The following is a 25,895-nucleotide window of genomic DNA, read 5'->3' as shown; positions in this document are numbered from 1 at the left end:
CAGGGGGATTTAAAATGGCAAAAGAATTTTTTGTAAAAAGCAATGTGGTATTTGGAAAAAATGCCGCAAAGGCGCTGCCGGAGATTTTAAAAGAATACGAAGCAAACAACGTTATGGTTGTGTACGATGCCGGAGTTAAGATGGCAGGTATCTCTGAAAAAGTATTAGCTGAAATTAAAAAAGCAGATGTGAATGTAACCATATTTGACGGAGTGATTCCAAATCCGACAAACGAAGTAGTTGAAGAGGCAGCATCCATTGCACTGCAAAATAAAATTGATGTTTTTGTTGCAGTTGGCGGCGGAAGCAGTATTGATTTAACAAAAGCAGTAAATATTTTGATGACAAATCCAGGACCAATTGGACAGTATGGCGGAATTGGCCTTGTAAAAAAAGGAGTACTGCCATTGATCGCAGTGCCAACCACAGCTGGCACGTCAAGTGAAGTTACAAATGTAGTAGCTTTAACAGATATAAAAGCAGTATGTAAGTATGTGATTATTGATAACAAGCTGGTTCCGGACAAAGTCATAGCGGATCCGGAATTTACAAAAACAATGCCCGCAGGTGTTACGGCAGCAACAGGAATGGATGCCATTACACATGCAGTGGAAAGCTATATTTCTAACATGGCAACTCCTTTAACCCAATATCATTCCATCAAAGGCCTTCAGATATTTCATGAGAATCTTCCAAAGGCAGTTGCGGATGGCTCAAACATGGATGCGAGAGAAAATATGATGCTCGGTTGTATAATTGCCGGATTTGGATTTTCTAATGCGAACTTAGGATTGGTCCATGGAATCGCACATACCTTAAGTGCACATTTCCACTTGGCCCACGGAATGGCAAATGCAACGGTACTTCCATTTGTTATGGAATACAATGCAGATACATGCCCTGAAAAAATGATCGAACTTGCCAAAGCAATTCAGCTTCCGGTGAGCGGAAACCCAGAAGAAGACAAATATTCTTTATCTAAAGAATTGTTAAGGCTGACAAAAGAATTAAAAATAAAAACATTGTCAGAACAAGGAATCAAAGAAGAAGATTTCGATATGATTGCAAACGATGTATTGAAAGAACCTGTTCTTAATTTTAATCCGAAACAAGGGGTTACAAAGGATGATGTTCTGGCTATTTTGAAAAAAGCCCTGTAATAAGAAAAGGAGACAGTATGGAAGAAAAGAAACTATGCGGAAAAAGATATCCACATTTATTTTCACCATTGAGAGTCGGAAATGTAAAGATGAAAAACAGAATCATCTGTGCGCCAACAAGTCCAAGCATGATTGATTTAAATGGCCATTTTACACCGGAGATGACAGCATACTTAGAAGAAAAAGCAAAAGGCGGGGCAGGTGTAGTTACATACGGAGAGGCGATTGTACACTCTGCAACAGGAAAATCCCATAACAAACAGCTTCAACTAGATGCTTTTGGAGTCAGACAAGGCATGACGGAGGCAGCAAGATTGATTCATAATGCAGGGTCGTATGCAAACATCCAGCTCTCTCATGGTGGTATGTACGGAGGTCTTGCCAGCGTTGGCGGAGATGTGGACAAGGAAAATATTGCGTATGGTCCCAGTGATTTTGAAATGCCGCAAGGACATGTCACAGAGATGCCCCGGGAATTGATCTATGAAATTATTGAATCTTATGGAAAAGCTGCAAAGCTTTGTAAGGAAACCGGTTTTGATATGGTTCAAGTACATGCAGCTCATGGCTGGTTATTTTCACAATTCTTATCGCCCGTTTTCAATCAGAGAACCGATGAGTTCGGCGGGTCTTTAGAAAACCGGGCAAGATTTTTCATGCTTTCATTGGACGCTGTAAGGAATGCAGTTGGACCATTATTTCCGATTGAAGCGCGTATATCCGGGGATGATTTTACCGATAGAGGTTTGGGCATGGATGACTGTGTGAAAGTAGCGGAAATGATTGATGACAAAGTTGACCTTATCAATGTCTCATGTGGAAATCATGAGGATCCGGATATGTTTTGCCGAACTCATCCATCTGCATTTTATAAACGAGGAGTTAATGTATATCTTGCAGCAGAAGTAAAGAAACATGTAAAAACTCCGGTTGCATGTGTGGGATCACTCAACGACCCGGCTCAAATGGAAGAAATCATTGCATCTGGAATGGCAGATGTTGTGGAACTTGGAAGGGCAAGTCTTGCAGATCCATACCTTCCACAAAAAGCTTATAATGATGAAGCTGATGATATTACACCATGCCTTCGATGCTATGAATGTTTTGGTGCAACTGGTGAATTGGAGATGGTAAAATGTGCGGTTAATCCAATTATGGGAGAGCAGCTGCAGGCGAGATATAAAAGACCTCTGCCGGAAAAGAAGAAAAAAGTTTTGATTGTCGGCGGCGGACCGGCAGGTATGGAAGCCGCGATTACAACAGCCAGGCGGGGACACCAGGTTACACTTGTGGAAAAAACAGAAAAGCTGGGCGGAAATCTTCATGCAGCAGGAGCTGCATATTTTAAAGAAGATGTACAAAAGCTGATAAAAGTTTTAAGCAGCCGGGTAAAGAAAGCGGGTGTAAAGGTAATTCTGAATACAGAGGTCACAACAGATTACATTAAAACGTTTCATCCGGATGCACTTATGGTGGCAATCGGATCGGAAGAATTAAGGCCGCCAATAAAGGGGCTTGATTCAGATCATGTAGTTATGGCTATTGAAGCGGAACTTCATCCGGAAAAACTTGGCCAGAAGGTTGCTATTGTTGGCGGCGGTCTTGTGGGGGCAGAAGGTGCAGTTGGATTCAAACATGAAGGCAAAGAATGTGTGATTATCGAGATGAAATCAGAGATCGCAGAAGAAGTAAACTCATTTTACAGAGGCGGTCTTATGGTAGAAGTTGAAAAATCTGCAGCGTGCTATTTGAATACAAAGGTGAAAGAAATCCTTTCCACAGGAGTTTTGTGTGAAAAGGACGGAGAAGATATTATCATCGAAGCAGATACGGTTGTATGTGCCTTAGGTTTTAAGTCACCATTTGAAAAAGTGGATGCACTTACAGATTGTGTTGACGAATATTATATCCTTGGTGACTGCAGGAAGGTTGGAAAAATATACGATGCGATCAACACAGGATATTATACAGGATTACGTGTTTAATATAAAGACGAAATTTATATCACCTGAATATTGGGAGGAAAACGATGAAAAAAAGGTTAGTACTTTGTACTCAGCTTCCTGAAAAGAGAAGACAGGAAATTGAAAAGCTATGTGATGTTACAGAGGCCGGAGAGTTAAAACACGGAAAAGGAAACGTAACAGAAGAGATGATCCGTGAGGAATGTAAAGGATTTGAGATCGTTGTTTTAGGAGATGAAAATGCAAAGGCGGATACAATCAATACATGGATTAAATCTGGAATGAAATTCATTGGAGTTGCCAAAGGAACACCAGTTACAGTTGACAATGAAGTGCTAAAGGCAGCAGGGATTCCACTGTCATACACACCGGGAAGAAACAGGGTTGCCGTTGCAGAATTTAATATGGGATTAATGATTGCGGCAGCACGAAATCTGGCCCTTAGTTCCACAGGACTTTCTAAAGGGGAACATACAGGACCAGCGAAAGCAAATATCTATGATGTTCCGGATGTTAAAAATGTAACATTTGGTCCGTTAGATGAGAACCATCCTTTCACAGATTATGGGATTGGATTTGAACTTTATGGAAAGAAGCTTGGCATTGCCGGATATGGTGCAATCGGACGTGAAGTTGCTGTTAGAGCAAAAGCATTTGGTATGGAAATTTTAGCATATGATCCATTTATGCCAGAGGAAGTAATCACAGCAGATGGCGCCAAGAAAGTTGATTTGGATACGATGCTCACAAAGAGTGATATGGTAAGTCTTCATCTTCCGGTAATTGAAGATACAAAGGCATCTGTTAATAAAGACTGGTTCTCTAAAATGAAGAAATCAGCTTTCTTGATTAACACAGCACGTGCGGCAGTCATTGACCAGAAAGACCTTGTAGAAGCACTTCAAAACGGAGACATTGCAGGTGCGGCGATTGATGTGTACTGGGAGGAACCGGTTCCGGCAAACCATCCGTTATTACAGATGAGAAATGTTGTATGTACACCACATATGGCAGGGTTAACAACAGATGTGGACGGATGGTCTGGTGAAATGATGTCTCAGGAAATATTAGCTTACTTAAATGGAGAAGAACGAAAATACATCTGGAAAAGATAAGAGGAGGAGTATAAAATGGAAAACACAAAAAATAAAAAATTCATTGCTGCCGGATTGTTGGTGATGTCGTTGACTATGGCGTGTAATAGTGCATTGGCGCCGATTTTAGCGGAGGTTGGAAGATTCTTTCCAGGGGCAGGTGATTCAGCAATTCAGATTGTTTTGACCCTGATTAATTTGACAACTTTACCGGCAATGTTCATAGAACCAATGTTGGAACCGAAGATCACCAAAAGGAATATTGCAGTAATTGGTACAATTCTTATGCTCGTGGGAGCCTTGATACCACAAGTATTAAATACGCAATTATGGATGCTTTATGTAGCAAGTATTGTAATCGGGGTAGGTTTATCTTTTGTTGTTGTAACAAGCTCATCGTTGATTTCTGACTACTTTACAGGACTTGAAAAATCAAGAGTCATGGGATTACAATCAATTTTTGTAAGTATCGGCGGAACTATTATCGCAAAAGGTTCTGGTTTATTAACAGCTATGGCTGGATGGGAACGAGGATACCTCGTATTTTTGATTACGATACCTATCGTATTGATCATTCTGTTTACAGTACCTAAGGGAGAAACAATACCGGCAGTTGTAAAAGGTGAAAACAGCAGGATTTCAAATGAAATGGTGTATTTTGGTGTCTTATGTTTAATCACAGGTATTTTTGTTGCAACATTTAATACAAATATTGCTATGTACATCGACCGAAAAGGAATTGGGGATGCAAGTACAGCTGGTACGGTTGCTTCTATTATGCAAGTTGTAGGTATCGTAGGAGGCCTCTTGTTAGGAACAACTGTTAAAAAGTTCAGGAAATTTACTATTGGTGCAGCGATTCTTTTGATGGCGGTAGGTACCGCAATGGTTGGTGTGTCTACAAATTTCTATGTCATCTGTATAGGAGCATTAGTTGTAGGTTTTGGTTTTGCAATCAGGAATCCAGGTGCAGTAACATTTGCGGCAAATATGGTTCCGGCGGCACAGGCTTCTCTTGCAATCGCTATCGTATCTGCAACCTATAATATTGGTAACTTTATCTCAGCATACGTAGTAAATGCAATGGCAAATGTAATGGGAAATGATATTTCCAACCGTTTTATTGTTTCAGCAATTGGACTGGTAGTCGTTGGTATCATCGCTTGTGTCAAGACGCCAACAACGAATGCACAGGCACTAGATTCTCAAGGAGAATAATCTCCGATATCGGAGAAAAACTATAAGGGACGGCACCTTTTATTATGGTGCCCGCCATAAAAACGCTCCGCGAGGATGCACACAAAATGCGAAAGGAAAACATTTGACTTCGTCAAATCGCATTTGGCGCTCAAAGTTGTCAAGCCCCTCTTGAAGGAGGGGCTTGACAACTTTGTTCTGTCTGAAGAGCAAAAAAAAGAGCATCACCAATACGATGTTAGTTGTCAAATGGATGAAGAACCACTTTAATTGCTTCACCCGTACGCGTAAGTTGAATTCCTTCATTGATCTTATCTAATGGAAGGATGTGTGTAATAAATTTCTCTGTTGGAAATGATGAAGAAATTGCAAGTTGGAATGCGCGTTTTGACTGGCTGTAGGAAGCGCCAAAGTGACCTTTAATCCAGATGTTGTTATAATGGATCAAATTACAATCTAATTCGGTCATAGAGCCTTTTGGAACGCCGCCAAAGAAAACAGCCAAACCGCCTTTTCGTACCATATGGATACTCTGTGTTTGTGTTGCGTTTGCAGGTGTGGCGGAAATTACTTTATCGGCTCCTTTTCCACCTGTAAGCTTTTGAACTGCTTCAATGGGATCTTCTTTTGAACTATTGATTGTGATGTCCACTCCAAAGCCTTTGGCCATTTCCAGACGGGTATCATTTAAATCAATCATAATAACTTTCTGTGCACCGCGGATTTTAGCTAACTGCGCCATGAAACATCCAATAGGACCGGCACCGATGATGACTAAGGTGTCAGGATATTCAACCTTTACATTTTCCAGACATGCAAATACGGAAGTTAAAGGTTCTCCGAGACTTGCGGCATCAAAAGATACGTCATCGGGAATCTCATAAATACCTCCTCTTCGGATCTTTTCGCCGGATACAGAAACATACTGGGCAAATCCTCCGGTACCTGCAAGTTTTGCAACCTCGGTGTTTGAACAATTTTCACTGTGACCGCTGATGCATTCATCACATTCCATACAATAGGTTCCCGGGAATAAAAACAGGCGGTCGCCTACTTTATATTTTTTTTGCTCTTCCCCGATTTCATCAACAAAACCTACAATTTCGTGTCCATAGATAAAAGGGTAGTTTCCTTTTCTGGAATCAGTTGTTAAGTTTCGGATATCGGATCCGCATAAACCTACGGACATGACCTTTAAAATCAGACCATCTTCAGGACAAATAGGTTTGTCTGTTTCCTCAACGCGAATATCGCTTGGTCCATACATTAACGCTGCTTTCATTTTCATAAGTAAGTCTCCCTTCTTTATTTGTTATACCTTCTTACAACTCTAGTATAATGAATAAAAACAGAAGAAAACAAACACGTTATTGCCGTTATATTGCGGCAAATGGTATCTGAAATATTTCCGTTTAAAAGAGGAAAAAGACCTTTTGAGTGTGAAGAATAAATTTGTTATTCTTACGTTAATCAATATAAAGTCTTAAATACCATTGGAGGAAGCGGAATGAAAAAAGCGGATAATTATTTATTAGGTATGGATTGCGGAACAACAAATATGAAAGCGATTATACTTAGTGAAGATGGAGATGTTGTTGCAGAGGCAGGCAGACGAAGTAAATTTCTGGTACCTGGTCCGGACATGCAGGAACAAGATGCAAACGAGTGGTGGAGCAATACAGTTGCTATATTCAAAAGTCTGGGAGAACAGGCAGGATCTGAGGTTATAAAGAAAATCAGAGGAATTTCCATTAGTTCACATACAGTTACAATGCTTCCATTGGATGAAAATGGAACACCGCTCAGAAATGCTTTAACGTATCAGGACAATCGCTCAGCAGAAGAATTGCATTACATAGTTGATACCATAGGAAGTGATAAATTTGTCCGTATTGTAGGGGGACAGCCGGCGGTGGCCTTTCTTCCGAACAAAATTTTATGGTTTAAAAACCATGAGCCGGAACTTTTTGCAAAGACAAAATATTTTTTACAGGCAAGTTCTTATATTAACTATAAACTGACTGGAAAAATGACATCTGATATTGACCAGGCAACAAGAACGCAATGTCTCGATATCAGTAAAATGGAGTGGTCAAAGGAGATAGGAGATGTCATTGGTGTTGATTTGGAAGCAATGCTTCCTGAATTAAAGTTAGTAGATGAAATTATCGGATTTGTCACAGAGGAAGCAGCCAAAGAAACTGGATTAAAGGAAGGGGTTCCAGTCATTGCAGGATGTAGTGATGCTATGGCATCTATGCATGCAACAGGAATCAGTCGTCTTGGGGAATGTGGGGAGTCATCTGGAACAACATCTCTCGTTTTCATTGGAAGTGATGTTAAGAGTGCGCCGGATGTACCGGTTGTTACGAGACCTTGTGCAGTTGATGGAATGCCATGGGTATTTGATGCACCAATTCAGACAAGTGGAGCGGCGTTAAAATGGTTTATTGACACTTTTGCAGCAGAAGAAAGAGCATACGCCGAAGCAAACGATAAAAATATTTATTCATACTTAAATGAGTTGGCATTGGAGTCAGAACCAGGATCAAATGGTGTGATATTCTTCCCATATTTGTTAGGAGAAAGAGCGCCGTTGTGGAATGAATATGCAAGAGGTATGTTTATCGGAATGGGAATGGATATGACCAGAGCAGATTTAATACGTTCTGTATTTGAAGGTACGGCATACGCTGTTCGCCATGTATTTGAAACAGTAAAAAAATCAGGGGCGGCCGTTGATTGTTTACGAATTTGCGGTGGCGGAGCAAAAAGCCGTACATGGGCTCAGATAAAGGCATCCATGCTTCATATTCCTGTATATTTATTAGACGAAAAATCAGGGGATGTTCCGGTGGGAGACGCATTCATTGTTGGACGAAAAGTTGGAGTATTTCCGGACCTTACAAAGGCAGCCGAAAAAATCGTAAAAGTAAAAGAAATAATTCAGCCGGTGAAAGAATGGGAAGAAGCTTATGACAGGCTGTATCCATATTATGTAGAAATGTATCAGAGCTTAGATCAAGATTTAAAGAGTTTAAAAGAAACAATAGGCGAACTGAGAAAATGATAGTGTCAAGTGATGTATGAAAAAGCTGAGCATAAAAAATAGGCTCAGATGAACCTTGAAACCTGTAGATATTGATAACGTTAAGCTCTCCGAGGGCTTAGGGCGCTGCCCTAAGTACCCGCAAGGGACTTGTCCCTTGACCTAATATCAGGCTTTGCCCGAACCCATCCTCGCCGGAAGGCAGGAAAAGGGCGCAGTTGCCCCTTTTCTGCTAAACAGGATAATCCGAGAACCCTTATGTCAAGCAACTTTCGCGGCATATCCTTGTGCGGTGCACTGTGGTATTCCACGGTTTGCGTGACAACGGTTCCGCTCCTTTTAGGCTGTGGTCCGGTTTTGAAGATTCAGGATCGTCTGTTGACCAAGGAATATAAGAAGCTGCCACTTGCCGGGCATGTTTTCGGCTCCTTTTAGCAGTTCCACCTCATTTAGGACTTTATATCCTGTGTGTTTGTGAGGACGAAGGAAATTGTAGTAAGCAACCCATAGAGCAAGGTCATAGTTGGCGCCGTCGATGTTGTCAAAGCCGTTCGTAGGTCTGTAAGAGACCTTGTATGTACGATTGAGCCTTTCAATCATCTGCTTGTATGGTCGGAATTCTTTTGACACTTCATCGTCGTTGGTAAGTCCAATTACCTGAGTGATGCTGAACTTAAATTTATCACCAAACTCATGGAAGAACTGCTGGGCAGCTAATGGATAGGCACTGTATCCATCCGCAATAAATTTAAAGTTTTTCGGAAGCTCTTTTAGATTTCGGAAAGCCATTCTCATCGCAAGGATACAGGGACCAACACCGCGATTATCAGAGATCCGGTATCCAATGATGGAACGTTTTGCAGCATCCATAATGAACCAGACGTAAGCTTTAAGACCACGGATTTTGATATAGGTTTCATCAGCCGTGAAGACGGATTCGGTGCCATAATCGTAATGATCGACAAAGGGTTTGATGCAAAGAGCTGCGGATTTACAGTAGTTGGCAATGCTCTGATGAGAGATAGTGATACCGTAAAGGTCATGGAGCGCCTGCTTAGTTTTCCTGAGAGAAAGTCCAAGATTCACATGCATAGTCAGACATAGAGACATGGTGTGGGAATCAAACTTGGTGAATTTGAGAGAAGAGGCATTCTTTGGGAGAGAGTTTAAATCCATCCGAAAGAAATCTATCGTGAATTCACGGTAGATGTAGTGAAGCTTATATTTATTTTTACCGTAATCCTCATTCAGATGCTTTTTATCAACTTTTTTCAGGTTGTGCAGATAGTAAGGACACTTAGGATTTACGCATTTATGAATAATAAAGTGTTTACGGTCTTTCTTGTGTTCAAGATTGCGGTTGCAGTGAGGACACTTTAACACGGTAGTTTTGGAAAAACGGTTATCTTTGGTTGGAGAAAAATGTGTCTGGCAGACCTTGCACAGCACTTGGGATTTTCGTTTCCCATCGTTCCACGTGAGATAGTCAACCGGCGCACCGCAAACAGGACAGTGACAGGATTTGGGGATATCACATTCCACGCGTCTGAACACAGGCTTAATGGATTTATGGTAACGCCGCTGATAGTAAGAGATGAGATCCTTCCAGTTCCATTCCTGTTTATAGGAAATGAATTTGGGGAGCTGATCAATTTTAAATTTTTGATATTTCGGAGAATGGGAATCATCGAAAGCCCACTGCTTAAGTGGGATGTATCTACAGATAAAGTTAATAAGCCAGCAAAGTTGTTTATGTTGGTATTGAATAAGTTGAAGTAAATAAAGTATAATGTCCATGAGCAATGAACTCCTTTCGTATTATGTTTGGTTGTGGTAACTACATTATACTTCAAAAAGGGAGGTCATTGCTCTTTTTATTGCAAACTCCCATAAAATCAAGGTTAAAACAATAAGACAGGTAGTAAAACTTGACACTACCGAGAAAATAAAGGGAGTAAAATTATGGTTAAAAAAACGATTCAATTAGATACTGTAGAGGATGTAAAAACGTTTGCCGCAGCTGCCGGCAGATATGATGGAAGTGTAGATTTAAAGTCAGACAGATATGTGATTAATGCAAAATCGATCTTAGGAATTTTCAGCTTAAATATTTCCCATCCATTAGAACTTCAGATTGAACCGGAGAAAAGTGATTACGGGAAATTTCTAGAAGAAATAGATGAGTATATCATTGGATAAAACAATCTATATGACAGCCCCTCTATTTTATCTATAAAGTATACAATGTAAGGTAAACTGCACGAAAAGAGTGCAGTGTAAGATCCATTGACAGGACAGTCAGATCAAATATGAATGATGTCCGATAGGTAAAATGGAGCAGCCGGCTGTCATACCATCTCATGGTTTAGGCCCCTGGCTTTGCGTCACGGGATTTACCCGCAGTAATGTCAATGAATACCTATTGTTTCCAGCCCATTTTATTGATATAATGGAGCATATGTCAAAGGAGAAACCAATGTCAATATTACAGATCAAAGATTTAATTCATCAATATATAACTTACGGGGAAAAGGAAGAGGAAAATCAGACCGTCAATGCCGTAAATGGTGTGGATATGTCGGTGGAAAAGGGGGAGTTCATTGCCATTCTGGGACACAACGGCTCCGGCAAATCTTCCCTGGCAAAACATATCAACGGACTGCTCCAGCCCACATCCGGTTCTGTCTATTTAAAGAGTATGGATACAAGAGACCATGAAAAGCTCCTGAAGATCCGTCAAAGTGCAGGCATTGTATTTCAAAACCCGGACAACCAGATTGTCGGTTCTGTGGTGGAAGAAGATGTAGCCTTTGGCCCGGAAAATATCGGCGTGCCCACAAAAGACATCTGGAGCCGCGTGGCAGGGGCATTGGAGGGCGTCGGGATGACTGCTTACCGCAGCGCAAGCCCCAATCATTTATCCGGCGGGCAGAAACAGCGCGTGGCCATTGCAGGGATCATGGCCATGGAACCCGAATGTATAATTTTGGACGAGCCCACTGCGATGCTGGACCCCAGGGGACGACAGGATGTTCTGTCTCTTGCAGGGGAGCTGAACAGGGAAAAAGAGATCACGATCATTCTGATCACTCATGATATGGAAGAAGTACTGCTGGCTGACAGAGTGTTTGTCATGGATCAGGGAAAGGTCGTGATGAGCGGAAAGCCAAAGGAAGTCTTTGCACATGTAGAGGAGCTGAAAGGGTACGGGCTTGAGGTGCCATTTGCCGCAGAGCTTGCCTATGAGCTTAAAAAGGAGGGAATCAGGCTTTCCGATGCGGTAACGACAAGGGAAGAACTGGTGGAAGAGTTATGTCAATTAGTTTAGAGAAAGTAAGTTATATATATGAAGATAATTCGGATATAAAAAAGCCCGCGCTGATCGATGTAGATTTAGAGATCGGAGAGGGAGAGTTTATCGGCATCATCGGACACACGGGATCGGGTAAGTCTACGCTGATCCAGCATCTGAACGGGCTCATGGAACCTACAAAAGGACGGGTATATTTTGAGGGAAAGAATATCCATGCCGAGGATTATGATATCAAAAGTCTTCGGGGAAAGGTTGGCCTCTGCTTTCAGTATCCGGAACACCAGCTATTTGAGACGACCATACTGGAGGATGTCTGTTTCGGTCCTATGAACTTTGGGGCCTCCAAAGAAGAAGCCGAAGAAGTTGCGAAGGAGGCACTCAAAGACGTGGGGATCTCTGAGGAACTGTTCGGAAAGTCGCCATTTGAACTGTCCGGAGGACAGAAGCGCAGAGTGGCCATCGCAGGCATTCTGGCAATGAAGCCTGAATATTTTATCCTGGATGAACCGACCGCCGGTCTGGACCCTGAGGGAAGGGTACAGCTGTTGGAACTTCTGAAGTGTCTCAATCAGGAACAGGGGATCACAATCATACTTGTGTCCCACAGTATGGAAGATATCGCATCCTATGTAGACAGGATGATCGTCATGAACCGTGGACGCCTTGAATTTGACGGGGATAAGGAAGAAGTGTTCTCTCATCAGGAAGAACTGGAGCAGATGGGGCTGTCCGTACCATTTTTCAGACATCTGGCCAACGATCTGAAAGAAAAGGGATTTCCTGTTGAGGGAGAGATCCTGACCCTTGAAGATGCCAAGACGGCAATCTTAAAAACATTAAAGAAGGAACAAACATATGATTAAAGATATCACCATAGGACAATATTACAGATCAGACTCTATTCTTCACCGGCTGGACCCGCGGGTGAAGCTGGTGGGGACATTGATTTTTGTCATAACCTTGTTTTTTTCAAAGTCTTTGCTGACTTATGCGGCTTCTCTGCTGTTTTTGGCTTTGATGATCGGGCTTTCCACCGTACCCCTCTCTTTTATTGTCAGGGGTCTGAAAGCCGTTGGCGTTATTTTGCTTTTTTCCGTTGTCATCAATATTTTCTTTATACCGGGCGAAGCGATCGTACATTTTGGTGTCATCAGGATCACCAAAGAAGGAGTCGTCACAGCCGTTTATCTGGGCACAAGGCTGGTGATGCTTGTATTGGGCACTTCCCTTATGACCTTTACGACCACACCCAATGAGCTCACAGACGGGCTTGAAAAGTCGCTGGGCTTTTTGAAACTGATCAAAATTCCTGTGCATGAGATTGCGATGATGATGTCTATTGCCCTAAGGTTTATCCCGATCCTCACAGAGGAGCTGGACAAGATCATGAAGGCTCAGACCGCAAGAGGAGTGGATTTTAAAAACGGAAGTTTTCTGCACCGGATGAAGAGTATGGTGCCGATTGTAGTGCCGCTGTTTGTGGCGGCCGTGAGGAGAGCCAATGACCTGGCCCTGGCCATGGAGTCCAGGTGCTACCACGGCGGAGAAGGGCGGACGAAGATGAAGCCTCTCAAATACTGCAGAAGGGACCTGCTGGCTTATCTGTTCCTGGCTTTATTTTTGGCATTGATGATTTACCTGGGATTTTTCTGTCCGATTGGCAGATAGGCGTGAGGTGATCTATGAAACGGATAAAATTAGAAGTGGCATATGAAGGGACAAATTACTGCGGCTGGCAGATACAGCCAAAGGATACGACCATAGAAGGGGTTCTCAATGAGAAACTTGGCAGTCTTTTAGGAGAAGAGATCACGGTGATCGGTGCCAGCCGCACCGACTCCGGGGTTCATGCCCTTGGGAATGTGGCAGTATTTGACACGGAGACGGAGATTCCGGGTGAGAGGATCGCCAGGGCTCTGAACCAGAGGCTGCCGGATGATATTGTCATACAGTCTTCCAAAGAAGTGAGGGACGATTTTCATCCCAGGTATCAGGATACGAGAAAAACTTATGAGTATACCATTTACAATTCAGAGTTTGACAATCCGGTCACGGCGAGGCATCATCATTTTGTTTATGTACCTTTGGATGTGGAGCGTATGCGTACAGCCGCCCGCTATTTTTTAGGTGAGCATGACTTTTTAAGCTTCTCCACTACAGGAAGTCCTACAAAGACTACTGTGCGCACGATTTATGAGTGTGAGGTGAGGCAGAACAGCCGGTATATTACAATGAGAGTTACGGGAAACGGATTTTTATATAATATGGTGAGGATGATGGCCGGAACTCTGATCTCTATTGGAAGGGGCAAAAGAGAACCGGAGTGGGTCCGGGAGCTTTTCCTGCATCCGAAAAGAGGAAAGGCAGGTCCAAATGCCCCGGCAAAAGGACTGACACTCATTAACATACGTTATATGAATGAAGAAAAGGAAGCTGTATGATCCCAAAAATTCTGTCCTGAAAGCATCCAAGACTCCGAAAAAAGACATAAGCTTTGCCTCAGAGGCGGAAAAGAAGATGGAAGAAGCCCAGAAAATGCTTCTGTTTACAACCAAAACTTGTCCGAACTGTAAGATGGCTGGAGAGGTCCTTAAAAGTTCCCAGATTCCGTTTGAAATCGTGGATGCGGAAGAACATCAGGAGCTGGTGCAGGAATACGGTATTATGCAGGCTCCGTCCCTGGTCGTACTGCGGGGGGATGAATTCGAGACTCACTGCAATGTTTCCAATATTAAAAAGTATGCAGAACAAAATCACTGCGGCTGATCACCGTCAATAGATAATAGCTGTCCCGGTCTGCTCTGTTTCATAATTTTTGGAGAAAATTTATTGACACACCCCGGTCAGTGTTATATAATATGAAAATGTGACATAAAAGAAAATGCTTACCCCAATGCCCCGGAGGGAGTATTTTATATAGAAGACACATTGATTGAGAAATTTAGGAGGAAGAACCATGAAGAGCTTTATGGCAAGCCCATCAACAATTGAAAGAGAATGGTATGTAGTTGACGCCACAGGACATACATTAGGACGTTTAGCATCAGAGATCGCAAAAGTTTTAAGAGGAAAGAATAAGCCGACTTATACTCCTCACATTGACACAGGCGACAACGTGATCGTTGTGAACGCAGATAAAATCCAGGTAACAGGAAAGAAATTAGACCAGAAGATCTACTACAATCACTCTGATTATGTAGGCGGAATGAAAGAAACAACTTTAAAAGAAAAAATGGCAAAAAAGCCTGAAGATGTTATCTATCTTGCAGTAAAAGGTATGCTTCCAAAAGGTCCTTTGGGAAGAGCAATGATTAAGAAACTTCACGTATATGCAGGCGCAGAGCACAACAACCAGGCTCAGCAGCCAAAAGCATTAGAGATCAAGTATTAAGAAGGAGGACGATTAAGTGGCTACAGCAAAATATTACGGAACTGGTAGAAGAAAAAGCAGTATCGCTAGAGTATATTTAGTACCAGGAACAGGAAAGATCACAATCAATAAAAGAGATATTGACGAATATTTAGGATTAGAGACATTAAAAGTAGTCGTACGCCAGCCATTGGTTGCTACTGACACTCTCGGAAAATACGATGTATTGGTAAATGTTATCGGCGGTGGATTTACAGGACAGGCAGGAGCAATCCGCCACGGTATTTCCAGAGCTTTATTACAGGTTGACGGAGACTTCCGTCCGGTATTAAAGAAAGCAGGATATTTAACCAGAGATCCTCGTATGAAGGAAAGAAAGAAACCGGGACTTCGTTCTGCACGTCGTGCACCACAGTTCTCAAAGAGATAATTTTTGCTATATAAGAGAATTAATCAACCCCATGAAAACTTTTTGTTTTCATGGGGTCTTTTTAAGTATGACGGGCATGTCCGTGTTCTGTGGTGCAAGTCCACATAGGCGTAGCTACCGACGAACTTGTAAGCGACTCCCAAGGTTTGCATCGTGAGGTGTGGGCGAGAAGAAGGGATAGCGAAATCGTAGCCCTACGGACAGAAACCCGATATTAAGGCGTACATGGTGGGTAAGTTGACTTAAAGCAACGAAGCCCTAAAGGTAGCCGTAACCCATGTGCGTAAATCGGGAGGGTAGACGAGGAAAGAACACGGACTTATCCCGTGAGGTCTCACAGGCGGTTTCATCAGCCGTAGTAACAACGAACTGTGAGAAGTCAGCAGAAGCCATAGTAGGAGAAATCTGAAGGGCTGAACAATGTAACCGTGCAGACGAATGTATGTACCTGTGAGTATTCGACAAGCGGATGTAGGCGAAACGTATATGAGCTGTAAACGCATAAACATAGGACAAATCACAGGGAGCGGAAAGGAGCGAAGCACACAAAGTATGTCGGAATTGTTGGAAAAGATACTGGAGAAAAAGAACATGAACGAAGCATATAAGAAAGTCTGTGCCAATAAGGGTGCAGGCGGCGTTGACGGCATGGAACTGGAAGAACTTGATGGATTTATCCGTAAGAACTGGAACAGTATCAGGGAGCAAATCAGAGGAAGGAGTTACAAACCTCAACCCGTGAGGCGTGTAGAAATCCCGAAGCCTAACGCAAGCAAAAGAAAACTTGGAATACCGACAGTCATGGACAGGGTAATCCAGCAGGGTATAGCACAGATAATCAGCCCTATGTGCGAGCCGCTGTTTTCAGACCACAGTTACGGATTCCGTCCAAACAGGAGCTGTGAAATGGCTATCAAAGATATGCTCATGTTCCTCAATGAGGGATATGAGTGGATAGTGGACATAGACCTAGAGAAATTCTTCGATAACGTACCGCAGGATAAGTTGATGAGCCTTGTCCACAACATCATAAATGACGGAGATACGGAATCGCTGATACGGAAATATCTGAAAGCAGGAGTCATGGTGCAGGGCAGGTATGAGAAAACAGAACAGGGAACGCCGCAGGGTGGCAATCTGTCGCCGCTATTGTCTAATATCATGCTGAATGAACTGGATAAAGAGATGGAAAGACGTGGATTGCGCTTCGTGAGGTACGCTGACGACTGTGTAATAGCAGTCAGAAGCGAAGCAAGTGCCAAACGTGTTATGTATTCGATAACGGACTGGATAGAGAGGAAGCTTGGTCTGAAAGTAAATGCAGATAAAACACACATAACAAGACCAATGAACCTCAAATATCTCGGCTTTGGATTCTGGAAAGATTCCAAGACGAAAGAATGGAAGTGCAGACCACACAAGGATTCTGTGCAGAAATTTAAGAGGACGTTAAAGAAGCTGACAGAAAGAAGAAAATCAATGGCGTTTGCGGAAAGGGTAAAACAGCTCAACAGGGTAATCCGAGGTTGGATAAACTACTTTGCAATAGGTAGGATGAAAACAGCAATGACCGACATAGACGCACATTTGCGTACAAGACTGCGAGTAATAATCTGGAAACAATGGAAAGTACCGAAGAAACGGCAGTGGGGATTGCAGAAGCTGGGTATAGGAAAAGACCTTGCAAGACAGACATCATACATGGGAGACCACTATCAATGGATAGTAACGAAAACCTGTGTAGTCAGGGCAATCTCAAAAGAAAAGCTGAAACAGGCAGGGCTTGTGAGTTGCTACGATTATTACATGGAACGTCATGCTTTGAAGTTATGTTGAACCGCCGTATGCCGAACGGCATGTACGGTGGTGTGAGAGGGGAGATTTAATCTCCCCTACTCGATTTTATAGGAAAGTTCGACAAACGTCGAACTCTTGAATGAAAATAGCCCGCATCAAGGCGGGCATTGGAATTGGACGACGTTGGTTAGAAGATACAAAAACCTTCTACACCAGCCTCGTCATCGAACAAATCATCTTCATTTAAGAAATAATCCATATCCAGAAGTTCATCTTCGCTCATATGGCGAATGTCCTTAGATGTCATTCCTTCTGGCGGATTATCGATATATTTTTTGCGTAATTCCTCGATATTAGGTTTCATGGGTGTATCTCCTCTTTTTAGAGGATTATAGCATAGAATGCGAAAAAAGGAATCATGCAGAAGAACGCTTTCCACGAGATTTGGACATTGCTTTCTCGTATAATTCTTCAAGGGATACGCATTTGTGATTGTAATATATTTCTAAAACAGTAATTTTGTGCTTGCAGTTAGGACATTCCAAAGGATCGTAACCGAAGGAAGTCAAAATGGCAGTTCTCCATTGATTAAAACTCCGATAGATACGGTGTTTGCTTTTAGAAACGGCACGGTAAAGTTTGGAATCAATTTCGCGGTGTCTGGCGTATAAGCCGCCATATCGAATCATTTTAAAATGTTTTTCAGGGATGTGGCGAATCAACCGCTTGATGAAGTCAATTGCGGGAATTGTTTCCTCTATATATTTGCCATCTTCATGGCGGTTGTAGTGGAAAGTGACATTATCGCCATCATATTTATCGATTCTGGAGGTGGCGATAACAGGGCGTCCAAGATAACGCCCAATATATTTGATAACTGTTTTGGGGTCACAGAGATTGGGCTTAGCATAAACATAAAAGCCCTGTTTATATCGGTATAACATTTTGATTTTATCTTCTTAAAGGATGGCCCAATGATAGATTCCATTTCGTTCAGGAGAGCCGTGCGGAAAGCATTACGGAGAAAATTGTAATTAAAGTGTTTCACATGACGCCAGAAGCCGTCATCACTAAAACCGCCTTCGGAGATAAGGCAGTGGATATGAGGGTTCCATTTGAGATCCCTGCCGAAGGTATGATATTGTCAATATTAGTTGACACATTTTTCTCAAGCATATCACTGACTATGCGGCCAGTTCCAAATCCTCATAATACTGCCTGCGTTTTATCATAGGTGGAAGCCCGCCATTGGCAGAGCATATCCTCCGGTTATTCCAGTAGCTGAGGAAGTATCTCCAAATGAGTACCTTTAATTCCTCTACAGTCATCTGCTTTTGGTGTACTGTGTTCCACGGTCACTGTGGATGATAGCGCCTTCCAGTGCAGGATAAGCAGTCAGGGCGTTTTCCAGTGTATGGACACACAGATCTGCTTTCATGTTTGTTTCCATTGCCAGACCAAGGACGCTAAGATCAAAGCAGTCGAAAATCACAGATACATACAGTTTCCCATTGGACGCCGGGATTTCCGTGATATCTGTAATACATTTTTCTAATGGGGCATCTGAATGGAAATCCCGTTTCAGCAGATCATCTGATTTCATAGCCTCCCGGTCTGCCTTTGTGATCCCGTTCGGTCTTCGCTTGGGGCGATGGCTCAGGCCAATTTGGTCCATGACCCGGTATACGGTCCGCTCACTGGGAATCGACACTCCCTCCGGCCGCTTCAGGCACAGTGCCTGATACATCCGAATCCGTCCGTAAGTATCGTTACATTCATCCTCGCTGGCGATTTCTTTCATGGCATCCGCCAGGTCTTGGTACTTCCAGGGACGATCTTTGGTTTCAAGATATTTATAGAAGCCTTGCCGGCTGATACCAAGCATTCGGCAATAAAATGAAATTTTCCCGGTAATCCTGCCGTCCTCTGTTTTCAAAGCCAAAAAGATCATTCTCTGGTTTTTACTGACTTCCGACGGCTGGCGGCGAAAAAAGCGCTGGCCTCCTCCAAAAATTCGTTTTCTTCCTTTAGGCGACGGATTTCTTTATCCTGCTCCTTAACCCTCTTACGCAGCATGGTAATCTCTTCTGACAGGCTCATTGCGCTGGCAGGGGTATGGGAACCTTCCCCAATATCCAACTTGCCAGCTCTTACGGCTTTCAGCCATGTATGGATGGTTCCTTCAGGGATTCCCAGTTCTTTAGCCGCTTTGACGCCTCCGATTTCTTTGGCAAGTTTTACTGCCTGTACTTTGTATTCATGGTCATATTTACGTGCCACTTTGAATACCTCCTTATTCTCTTGGTTTTATTATGAAATCCTTGAGAATAAACTGTCAACTTTTTTTATACCACACCATCTTGACATATCCTTGACAATGACCGTTGCCACGTTTCCGGCTTCAATTTCCGCAATCATACGGTTAAAATTTGGTCTGTCAAACGTCACTCCCGATACTCCATCGTCAATGAAGAAAACGGGATTGGAAAAGCCGTTGTCCGCCGCATATTTGGAAAGGACTGCTTTCTGGTTCACAATGCTGTTGCTGTCGCCCTCTAACGTATCTTCCTGCGAAAGACGGGCGTATAATGCTGTTGTCTGTCCGGGCTTATTTGTATTTGCTGTCATGTGTTCATTCCTCCTGTAATGAACGCCCGACAAACAGTAGTGCTGTACTTATTATACATCGCCTATCCCTGTTTGTCATTGGGCGTTTTGACGGTTTCCGATTTTATGAGCCGTATCATCTTATCCCGTAGCCGTTCCGAGCCGCCGCAGGAGGTAGACACTTCATAGTATGTGCCGCCGATTTTGTAGCAGACGGTTTCCTCTGTCGGTTTCCTGTTCTGCGGTACAAATTCACTGTCCTTGATTTCAATATCCCATTCCATTCTTTTCCCTTCCCTTCCGTATTTATTAAAGTGAGAAGTTTCGGAGCAAGCATAGGAAAAGGGTACCCTTTTCCGTAAATCTGCCCGTTTTCGCCTGCGGCTTGCGGACAGATTCTGCTTGTTGGGAAGAATCCCAAACCCTCTTGAAAATCCTCTCACTACCTACAACACCGCACAGAGCGAAAATGACGGAGTTTTGAGAGAAATTCTTCAAAAAGTTTTCCTTATGCCCTACTACGGGAAAGTTTGGAAAATGCCAAATGAAAACAAAATTTTTATGAGTTGAAAGAAAATTTTTAATGCGGTAGAGTTTACAAAAGAGGACAGAAAAAGCGAGGAAAAAAATCTTATCTTCGGGTATGATTTTCACGAGGAGGTTAAAAATGGAGTGGTTGAAAAATTTAAGCAATGCTATAGAGTATATAGAGGAAAATCTTGATAAAGAAATTTCTGTAGACACCGCCGCCAGTATCGCGTGTTGCTCAACCTATTACTTTCAACGTATGTTTTCCTATGTTGCGGGTATCTCATTGGCAGAATATATCCGTAAGCGCAGGATGTCACAGGCGGCTTTTGAATTGCAGAGGACAGACAGAAAGGTAATAGATATTGCGCTAAAATATGGGTACAATTCCCCGACATCGTTTAACCGGGCATTTCAAAACGTTCATGGAATTGCACCGGCTGCGGCTAAGAATAATGGAATTACCCTAAATTCATACCCACCCATAAGGTTCTCTGTAGCAGTTACAGGAGGAGATGCTATGCCATACCACATTGAGGAAAAATGTCCTATGCGTATGATTGGGGTTCGGATGCCTTTAGTTGATGATATAGAAGTCAATATGCAGAATATTCCCGGATTCTGGAAACAGACATTATACACAGAGCATTTTAAACAATTATGCAGTTTTCACCAAAATGAACCAAAGGGTATTTTAGGCGTTACAGCATATCAAGACCCGGACAATATTTTTTACTATATCGCGGTTTCAACGGATACCGCTGTTCCTTATGGAATGGCAGAATTTGAAATCCCGGCAGCAACATGGGTTGTTTTTGAAAACACCGGACGTTTTAAAGAAAATGTGCAGAGCGTATTCCGGCGTTTTTACTCTGAATGGCTTCCGTTTTCGGGATATGAATATGCAGGGCTTCCCGATATTGAAGTATATCCGATTGTTGCAGAAGCGCCAGTCTGCGGTCATTCGGAAGTATGGATTGCAATAAAGAAGTAGAAGGAGAGAGAAATGTATCATTTAAGGTTAAAGGGCGAACATTACCAAATGGGAGTAAAAAGAGGATTGATTTTTCAAAAAGCAAAAATGGCTTTCCCACTTCACCTTGACAAGTTTCAGATAGAACATGGAAAAGCAAGTGAAAAAATTCTAAAAGAGTTTTTCCCTGAAGTATGCGAAGAAATACTGGGAATCAGCGATACGATGGGAATAGATTATTTACCATTTGCTTCATGGATGCTGTGTATGGGGTGCTGTATGTATAATTTAGAAGAAAACATACCTGTTGAAATCCGTGGATGCACAGCATTTGCTTTTTCAAAAAATGGCAGAATCATATATGGGCGAAATAATGATTTGCCGCCATATCTGCGCGACGGGAGCAAGAGCGAAATCTATGCTCCGGCAGACGGAAACCGCTTTAACATTACCACATCTTCGTTTGTCAATGGAGAAGAGGGGCTGAACGAGCATGGGTTAGCTGTTGCCATGACGTTTGTTATGACTGGGCTTGAAAAAATACAGGCGGGATTTAACTCGTGTTTTGTTGTTCGGTATTTACTTGAAAAAGCGGACAGCACGGAAGCGGCAATTTCTTTGCTTATGCCATTACCGATTGCTTCAAACTGTAATATCCTGCTTGCAGATAGAAGCGGCAATATGGTAGTTGTTGAGTGTACTCCTACTGCTAAAAGAATCAGAAAACCAGAGATGTTTAAAAATGGCAAAATTGTTTGCACAGTAAACAGTTTTACCTCTGATGAAATGAAACAATATGATGATGCGAATGGAAATGATTATGATTCTGCAAAACGTTATGGAGTAGTTATGGACAGCTTTTCGCATTGCATTACGGATGATGTCATTGAAACAACCAAACTGCTTTTAAAAGGGGAATATGGATTTATGTGTCAGTATGACAATGAGCCGGATTTTGAAACGGTCTGGAGTTCCATATTTGATTTAAGAAGTCTGGTTATTTTCCGGGCAGAGGGTGACCCAAGAAAGAAAAAATTTATTGCCGATAGCAGACTGCATGATATTGTATCAGAAAAATAAAAAATCTGTTTTCACATACCTGCCACACAATGGTATTGCCATAAATGGCAAAAGAAAAAAAGCCGTTGTCAGCAGGAGTATTAGTGCGCTTCCATTCTTTTGTGGCAGTATTTGAGAAATCAAAACCGCCATTTCTTTATATCTCCAATAGGGCTGTGCTATTTCTTACAATGATAGCGGCGGATAGAGGTAACCGCTATGAAACATGCACTATATATACAGAATCCCACAATCTTTAAGCTGTTAAAAAAATCTCGTCCACCGCCGGGGAGTATTTTGCTTATGAATATGAACTGTCAATTCATTTAATATGTTATCATAACTCTATGTTGTATCAGATACCCATGCAATTTATCCTGCATGGGATTTTTTTGTCCTTTTATATAGGGAGAAAGGTAGGTAATATGAAATACTCTGAACAATTTATAGAGCATATCTAATATGCTTTTAGCGGATTCTGTAAAATTGTCCTGTGCCATGAAGCAATTAACGCTGGCGGGATTTGAAGCGGAAAGAAGCAAAGGAAATATCCCTTAACTATCTGATGTCGGAAAGATTTTTTGAACCGTCTGCTATGGATAGTTACTTTGAAAAGCTGGACAAGCCGACCGCATTTCTTGTGTTTGGGAAAGAAATTATCGTTGATAATGAACAGTTAGCGACGGCATTGTCAAGATTACCGAAATTACGGCGTGAAGTCCTGTTGCTTTATTACTTTGTCGGCTATCGTGATGAAGCAATCGGCAGACTGTACGGGCGTTGCAGAAGCACGATAAACAGCAGGCGAAATATTGCGCTTAAACAGTTACGAAAAGAATGGGAGAAACTGGAACATGAGAAACAAAAAACTGATACCTTTTGAAATAATCGAAAAAGCGGTTGCCGGAGAACCGGAAGCAGTAGACGCAGTATTACGGTATTACACAGGATACATCAAGTATCTGTCTATGTATAAGGGACATATCAATGACGACACGCAGGACAGGCTAAAGGCAAAACTGGTTGAAGCTATATTGAAATTTCGCTTCGACCGTTAGGAAGTAGCAAAGACAGGAAAAGCTGTCAAGAGGACGAAATCAGTAAACTGCTTTCGCCCTCAATTTATTATGGGGGTTGTTACGCAATAGGAGTTATTTTGTCCTTGATTTATGCGGATTTGCGAGTGTTAAAATGACGGGGCAAAGGTTTTATATGTCTGCCCTCAAAAACGGCTTTCTATGGCGTAACAAAAAAGCAGAGAACCGACCACTAAAGAAAGTGATATATTCTCTGCTTTTGTTTGCACCCTGTCTGTCAGCGTTATGGATAAGTTGTTATAATACTTCCTTATCACTATTAACCCTTGTATCATGGGGCTTTGCGGGCGCGGTTTTGACCGGGCAAGGGAAATTAACCCCACAAAAACACCGTCCTACCGCGTGACACCCCCCATCGGCAAGCAGACTGTCGAGCTACCGCCGCCCGGTAGATTTTTCCGTTTCCTCATTTGGGAAAAAGAACTGGTCCACCGACACATCTAAAAAGGTGACAAGCTCATAAAAGATTTGTAGGCTTGGGTGCTGTCCGCTGTTCTCAATGGACGCGATATAGCGCGGCGCAATGTTCAGTCTGTCCGCTAACTGGTTGCGCGAGATACCCTTTGCCTTTCGTGCTTCTTTTATGGCTTGCCCGAAAGCCTTAAAATCATACTTCACTTTGTCCTGCTTCATATTTTTCACCCTACTACATTTTACCGTTCACCTTTCCTTTTTGAATATGATTACACATATCATAGTGCTGATTAGAATAGAACATGGTATTTGCAGGTAATATGTTGATATTTTGAGGTCAAACATTTATAATGATACATAGAAAGTTTCGATTAGAGGTGATTAACATTTTAAATATTACCCGTTATGCAATTAAAAATGAATGTCTTATTCCGTGGGTGAAATTTTTTTGGCACATTGAAGCCGCGAATGCAGACATACACTATAAACTTCTTCCAACGGATTGTATTGATGTTATATTGAATTTGGCTGATGATGTGGTATATGAAACAGAATGTAATAAAATAATAGCACCCCCTTTTCATATCAATGGACTACGTAGCAAGTACAGTTTTATCCATCAAGAAAAAAACATTAGTATTTTTGGTATATCATTTTATCCTCATGGGCTATATCCCTTTGTGCATAAATCACTTAAGGAAGTTCAAAACAAAGTGGTTGATCTAAATGGGCTTTCATACAGTTTAGGAGAAAAGTTAAAAAAAGCAGTCAGTAATGATACTACTGAAAAAATAATAGCTGAAATCGAAAATACTTTGATTCAGGAGTTATCTATAAAGCAAGATTTTGTGGATAAAGCACAGCTAATATCAGATTTTATAACAATTAGCGATGATATATCTATCAAATCCTTTTGTTATGAACGGTCAATAAACATAAAAACTTTTGAGAGAATGTTTTTAAATTATACGGGCTATACTCCGAAAATTTTGCGTCGTATAAAACGTTTCCAGAATACATGTAATCAATTAGTACATCAACATATTAGTTTAACCGATATTACTTACGATAATAATTTTACTGACCAATCATATTTTATAAAAGAGTTTACACGATTTTCGGGAACAGCACCACGCACCTTTCAGACAGAGAAAGCTACTGTAAAAGAGAATGTTAAATACAAATACCTATGACCAGTCGATTTTCTACTATATCTCTTGTTTTATTTCATGTAGACTATGAAAAAAACAGGAGGTATTTTTTATGTCTATTACAACGGAAATCGTAACAATGAAAGCTTCACAGGAGGTAACAAAAGACAGCTTTATCAGCATTGTGGACTCGCTTGAAAAGGACTATCATTCAAAGCAACAGGGTTTTATTGACACGGAGCTTCTCTACAACGAAGAAAACAGGGAATGGACTATGATACAGCATTGGGCTTCAATGGAAGAACTCAAGGCTGCTTCTGATAAAATGTTTCAAGATGAGGGAGCAGCCCCTTTTGTAAAAGCACTTGACGCTGCAAGTGTCAAAATGAGCATATTACCACAAATGAAAAAATGGGGATAAAAAAGTGAAAAAGTTTGAATTTCAAATTGAAAAGGTAACAGGGCATTGTTCATGTGGATATAAGGTAGGGGACGTATTTCAATGTGAGGGTATGAATACTCCCTGTACTCCATTTTGTGGAGGTGCTTACATGGCTTTGTTTCCTATTCAAGTCGCCCTACACAATGGAGCTACCTTTAATTTTGAAGAAAACCCAAAGTCAAAAGGAAATTTGGCTTGTCCTGATAATGGGTATGTTGTTTTCAAAGTTACTCTGATTGAGGACTAGTTA

Annotated in this window: 26 protein-coding genes, 5 pseudogenes and 1 riboswitch; of the genes and pseudogenes, 21 read left to right on the top strand and 10 right to left on the bottom strand. The window is 41.9% G+C overall.

Annotated elements, in window-relative coordinates; genetic code table 11:
- Window positions 1-14 precede the first annotated feature (14 nt).
- From P8F77_RS16460 to P8F77_RS16445, 4 genes are read left to right on the top strand one after another with little or no spacing between them, the layout of a single operon-like run.
- Entirely contained in the window at window positions 15-1,160 is a 1,146-nt protein-coding gene (locus P8F77_RS16460; RefSeq protein WP_287519840.1) for an iron-containing alcohol dehydrogenase, read from the top strand.
- 17 nt (window positions 1,161-1,177) lie between these two features.
- Complete coding sequence (locus P8F77_RS16455; protein WP_287519838.1) at window positions 1,178-3,145, top strand: FAD-dependent oxidoreductase; 1,968 nt, start codon at window positions 1,178-1,180, stop codon at window positions 3,143-3,145.
- Window positions 3,146-3,189: 44 nt separating this feature from the next.
- Window positions 3,190-4,239, top strand: coding sequence for a 2-hydroxyacid dehydrogenase (locus tag P8F77_RS16450; RefSeq protein WP_287519836.1), 1,050 nt, complete (start codon window positions 3,190-3,192; stop codon window positions 4,237-4,239).
- Between the two features lie 15 nt (window positions 4,240-4,254).
- Window positions 4,255-5,436: an MFS transporter gene (locus tag P8F77_RS16445; protein WP_148459117.1), complete on the top strand. Its 1,182-nt coding sequence runs from the start codon at window positions 4,255-4,257 to the stop codon at window positions 5,434-5,436.
- A 217-nt stretch (window positions 5,437-5,653) separates the two neighbouring features.
- Here the strand turns inward: P8F77_RS16445 and P8F77_RS16440 are convergent, their stop codons facing one another.
- Window positions 5,654-6,703 (bottom strand): zinc-binding dehydrogenase, encoded by a 1,050-nt coding sequence (locus P8F77_RS16440; RefSeq protein WP_287519834.1) that lies wholly within the window; start codon window positions 6,701-6,703, stop codon window positions 5,654-5,656.
- Window positions 6,704-6,922: 219 nt separating this feature from the next.
- Here P8F77_RS16440 and P8F77_RS16435 point away from each other — a divergent pair, with 219 nt between their 5' ends.
- The gene (locus tag P8F77_RS16435; protein ID WP_287519832.1) at window positions 6,923-8,485 is read left to right on the top strand and encodes an FGGY-family carbohydrate kinase; all 1,563 of its coding nucleotides are present in this window, start codon (window positions 6,923-6,925) and stop codon (window positions 8,483-8,485) included.
- 318 nt (window positions 8,486-8,803) lie between these two features.
- On the opposite strand, the gene P8F77_RS16430 is transcribed toward P8F77_RS16435, so the two are convergent.
- Entirely contained in the window at window positions 8,804-10,261 is a 1,458-nt protein-coding gene (locus P8F77_RS16430; protein WP_270601766.1) for a DDE-type integrase/transposase/recombinase, read from the bottom strand.
- Between the two features lie 165 nt (window positions 10,262-10,426).
- On the opposite strand from P8F77_RS16430, the gene P8F77_RS16425 reads away from it, so the two are divergent.
- The 9 genes from P8F77_RS16425 (at window position 10,427) to ltrA (ending at window position 17,413) form a co-directional block, all read left to right on the top strand.
- On the top strand, window positions 10,427-10,663 hold the full coding sequence (locus P8F77_RS16425; RefSeq protein ID WP_024729373.1) for an HPr family phosphocarrier protein: 237 nt from the start codon (window positions 10,427-10,429) through the stop codon (window positions 10,661-10,663).
- A gap of 134 nt (window positions 10,664-10,797) precedes the next feature.
- Window positions 10,798-10,872, bottom strand: a riboswitch (cyclic di-GMP riboswitch).
- Between the two features lie 68 nt (window positions 10,873-10,940).
- Window positions 10,941-11,792, top strand: a complete 852-nt coding sequence (locus P8F77_RS16420) for an energy-coupling factor transporter ATPase (protein ID WP_270430643.1) — start codon at window positions 10,941-10,943, stop codon at window positions 11,790-11,792.
- On the top strand, window positions 11,777-12,640 hold the full coding sequence (locus P8F77_RS16415) for an energy-coupling factor transporter ATPase (RefSeq protein WP_287520520.1): 864 nt from the start codon (window positions 11,777-11,779) through the stop codon (window positions 12,638-12,640). Before P8F77_RS16420 ends, P8F77_RS16415 begins: the two co-directional genes overlap by 16 nt.
- The gene (locus P8F77_RS16410) at window positions 12,633-13,445 is read left to right on the top strand and encodes an energy-coupling factor transporter transmembrane component T (RefSeq protein WP_287520522.1); all 813 of its coding nucleotides are present in this window, start codon (window positions 12,633-12,635) and stop codon (window positions 13,443-13,445) included. The genes P8F77_RS16415 and P8F77_RS16410 overlap by 8 nt, the downstream gene beginning before the upstream one ends.
- A gap of 14 nt (window positions 13,446-13,459) precedes the next feature.
- Complete coding sequence (truA, locus tag P8F77_RS16405) at window positions 13,460-14,218, top strand: tRNA pseudouridine(38-40) synthase TruA (protein ID WP_024729380.1); 759 nt, start codon at window positions 13,460-13,462, stop codon at window positions 14,216-14,218.
- On the top strand, window positions 14,196-14,543 hold the full coding sequence (locus P8F77_RS16400; protein WP_024729381.1) for a thioredoxin family protein: 348 nt from the start codon (window positions 14,196-14,198) through the stop codon (window positions 14,541-14,543). Before truA ends, P8F77_RS16400 begins: the two co-directional genes overlap by 23 nt.
- A 190-nt stretch (window positions 14,544-14,733) precedes the next feature.
- Window positions 14,734-15,168, top strand: a complete 435-nt coding sequence (rplM, locus tag P8F77_RS16395; RefSeq protein ID WP_006568523.1) for a 50S ribosomal protein L13 — start codon at window positions 14,734-14,736, stop codon at window positions 15,166-15,168.
- Between the two features lie 16 nt (window positions 15,169-15,184).
- Window positions 15,185-15,577: a 30S ribosomal protein S9 gene (rpsI, locus tag P8F77_RS16390; protein WP_006568524.1), complete on the top strand. Its 393-nt coding sequence runs from the start codon at window positions 15,185-15,187 to the stop codon at window positions 15,575-15,577.
- Between the two features lie 552 nt (window positions 15,578-16,129).
- Entirely contained in the window at window positions 16,130-17,413 is a 1,284-nt protein-coding gene (gene ltrA, locus P8F77_RS16385) for a group II intron reverse transcriptase/maturase (protein WP_347256199.1), read from the top strand.
- A gap of 148 nt (window positions 17,414-17,561) precedes the next feature.
- Here ltrA and P8F77_RS16380 read toward each other — a convergent pair whose 3' ends face one another.
- The 7 genes and pseudogenes from P8F77_RS16380 to P8F77_RS16350 form a co-directional block, all read right to left on the bottom strand.
- Window positions 17,562-17,738, bottom strand: a complete 177-nt coding sequence (locus P8F77_RS16380) for a hypothetical protein (RefSeq protein ID WP_186992545.1) — start codon at window positions 17,736-17,738, stop codon at window positions 17,562-17,564.
- A 52-nt stretch (window positions 17,739-17,790) separates the two neighbouring features.
- A complete protein-coding gene (locus P8F77_RS16375; RefSeq protein ID WP_347256198.1) occupies window positions 17,791-18,318 on the bottom strand; it encodes a transposase in 528 nt (175 codons plus the stop codon).
- A gap of 89 nt (window positions 18,319-18,407) precedes the next feature.
- A pseudogene (locus P8F77_RS16370) lies at window positions 18,408-18,464 on the bottom strand (hypothetical protein); the annotation flags it as partial.
- A 94-nt stretch (window positions 18,465-18,558) separates the two neighbouring features.
- Window positions 18,559-19,325: pseudogene (locus P8F77_RS16365) on the bottom strand (IS3 family transposase).
- The gene (locus tag P8F77_RS16360; RefSeq protein ID WP_289707462.1) at window positions 19,322-19,654 is read right to left on the bottom strand and encodes a transposase; all 333 of its coding nucleotides are present in this window, start codon (window positions 19,652-19,654) and stop codon (window positions 19,322-19,324) included. Before P8F77_RS16360 ends, P8F77_RS16365 begins: the two are co-directional and overlap by 4 nt.
- Before the next feature lie 78 nt (window positions 19,655-19,732).
- A pseudogene (locus P8F77_RS16355) lies at window positions 19,733-20,002 on the bottom strand (recombinase family protein); the annotation flags it as partial.
- 62 nt (window positions 20,003-20,064) lie between these two features.
- Entirely contained in the window at window positions 20,065-20,265 is a 201-nt protein-coding gene (locus P8F77_RS16350; protein WP_051405269.1) for a hypothetical protein, read from the bottom strand.
- A 383-nt stretch (window positions 20,266-20,648) separates the two neighbouring features.
- Between P8F77_RS16350 and P8F77_RS16345 the strand changes: the two genes are divergently transcribed.
- From P8F77_RS16345 to P8F77_RS16330, 4 genes and pseudogenes are all read left to right on the top strand, one after another.
- Window positions 20,649-21,503 carry an AraC family transcriptional regulator gene (locus P8F77_RS16345; protein WP_347256197.1) on the top strand — a complete coding sequence of 285 codons (855 nt, stop codon included), beginning with the start codon at window positions 20,649-20,651 and terminating at the stop codon, window positions 21,501-21,503.
- A gap of 66 nt (window positions 21,504-21,569) precedes the next feature.
- A complete protein-coding gene (locus tag P8F77_RS16340; protein WP_347256196.1) occupies window positions 21,570-22,562 on the top strand; it encodes a C45 family peptidase in 993 nt (330 codons plus the stop codon).
- A 464-nt stretch (window positions 22,563-23,026) separates the two neighbouring features.
- A pseudogene (locus P8F77_RS16335) lies at window positions 23,027-23,424 on the top strand (sigma factor-like helix-turn-helix DNA-binding protein).
- Window positions 23,396-23,599: a helix-turn-helix domain-containing protein gene (locus P8F77_RS16330; protein ID WP_024729383.1), complete on the top strand. Its 204-nt coding sequence runs from the start codon at window positions 23,396-23,398 to the stop codon at window positions 23,597-23,599. The pseudogene P8F77_RS16335 and the gene P8F77_RS16330 overlap by 29 nt, the downstream one beginning before the upstream one ends.
- Window positions 23,600-24,016: 417 nt before the next feature.
- Here P8F77_RS16330 and P8F77_RS16325 read toward each other — a convergent pair.
- A pseudogene (locus tag P8F77_RS16325) lies at window positions 24,017-24,271 on the bottom strand (helix-turn-helix transcriptional regulator); the annotation flags it as partial.
- 158 nt (window positions 24,272-24,429) lie between these two features.
- On the opposite strand from P8F77_RS16325, the gene P8F77_RS16320 reads away from it, so the two are divergent.
- The 3 genes from P8F77_RS16320 (at window position 24,430) to P8F77_RS16310 (ending at window position 25,892) form a co-directional block, all read left to right on the top strand.
- The gene (locus P8F77_RS16320) at window positions 24,430-25,245 is read left to right on the top strand and encodes a helix-turn-helix domain-containing protein (protein ID WP_347256195.1); all 816 of its coding nucleotides are present in this window, start codon (window positions 24,430-24,432) and stop codon (window positions 25,243-25,245) included.
- 70 nt (window positions 25,246-25,315) lie between these two features.
- Window positions 25,316-25,624, top strand: a complete 309-nt coding sequence (locus P8F77_RS16315; RefSeq protein ID WP_024729386.1) for an antibiotic biosynthesis monooxygenase — start codon at window positions 25,316-25,318, stop codon at window positions 25,622-25,624.
- Window positions 25,625-25,628: 4 nt separating this feature from the next.
- Complete coding sequence (locus tag P8F77_RS16310; protein WP_347256194.1) at window positions 25,629-25,892, top strand: TIGR04076 family protein; 264 nt, start codon at window positions 25,629-25,631, stop codon at window positions 25,890-25,892.
- Window positions 25,893-25,895: the final 3 nt, after the last annotated feature.

This window comes from Anaerostipes sp. PC18, assembly GCF_039789045.1.
Classification (GTDB): Bacteria; Bacillota; Clostridia; order Lachnospirales; family Lachnospiraceae; genus Anaerostipes; species Anaerostipes hominis.
The sequence above is the reverse complement of the archived record's forward strand: the minus strand, read 5'-3'. Positions and strand labels throughout refer to the sequence as shown.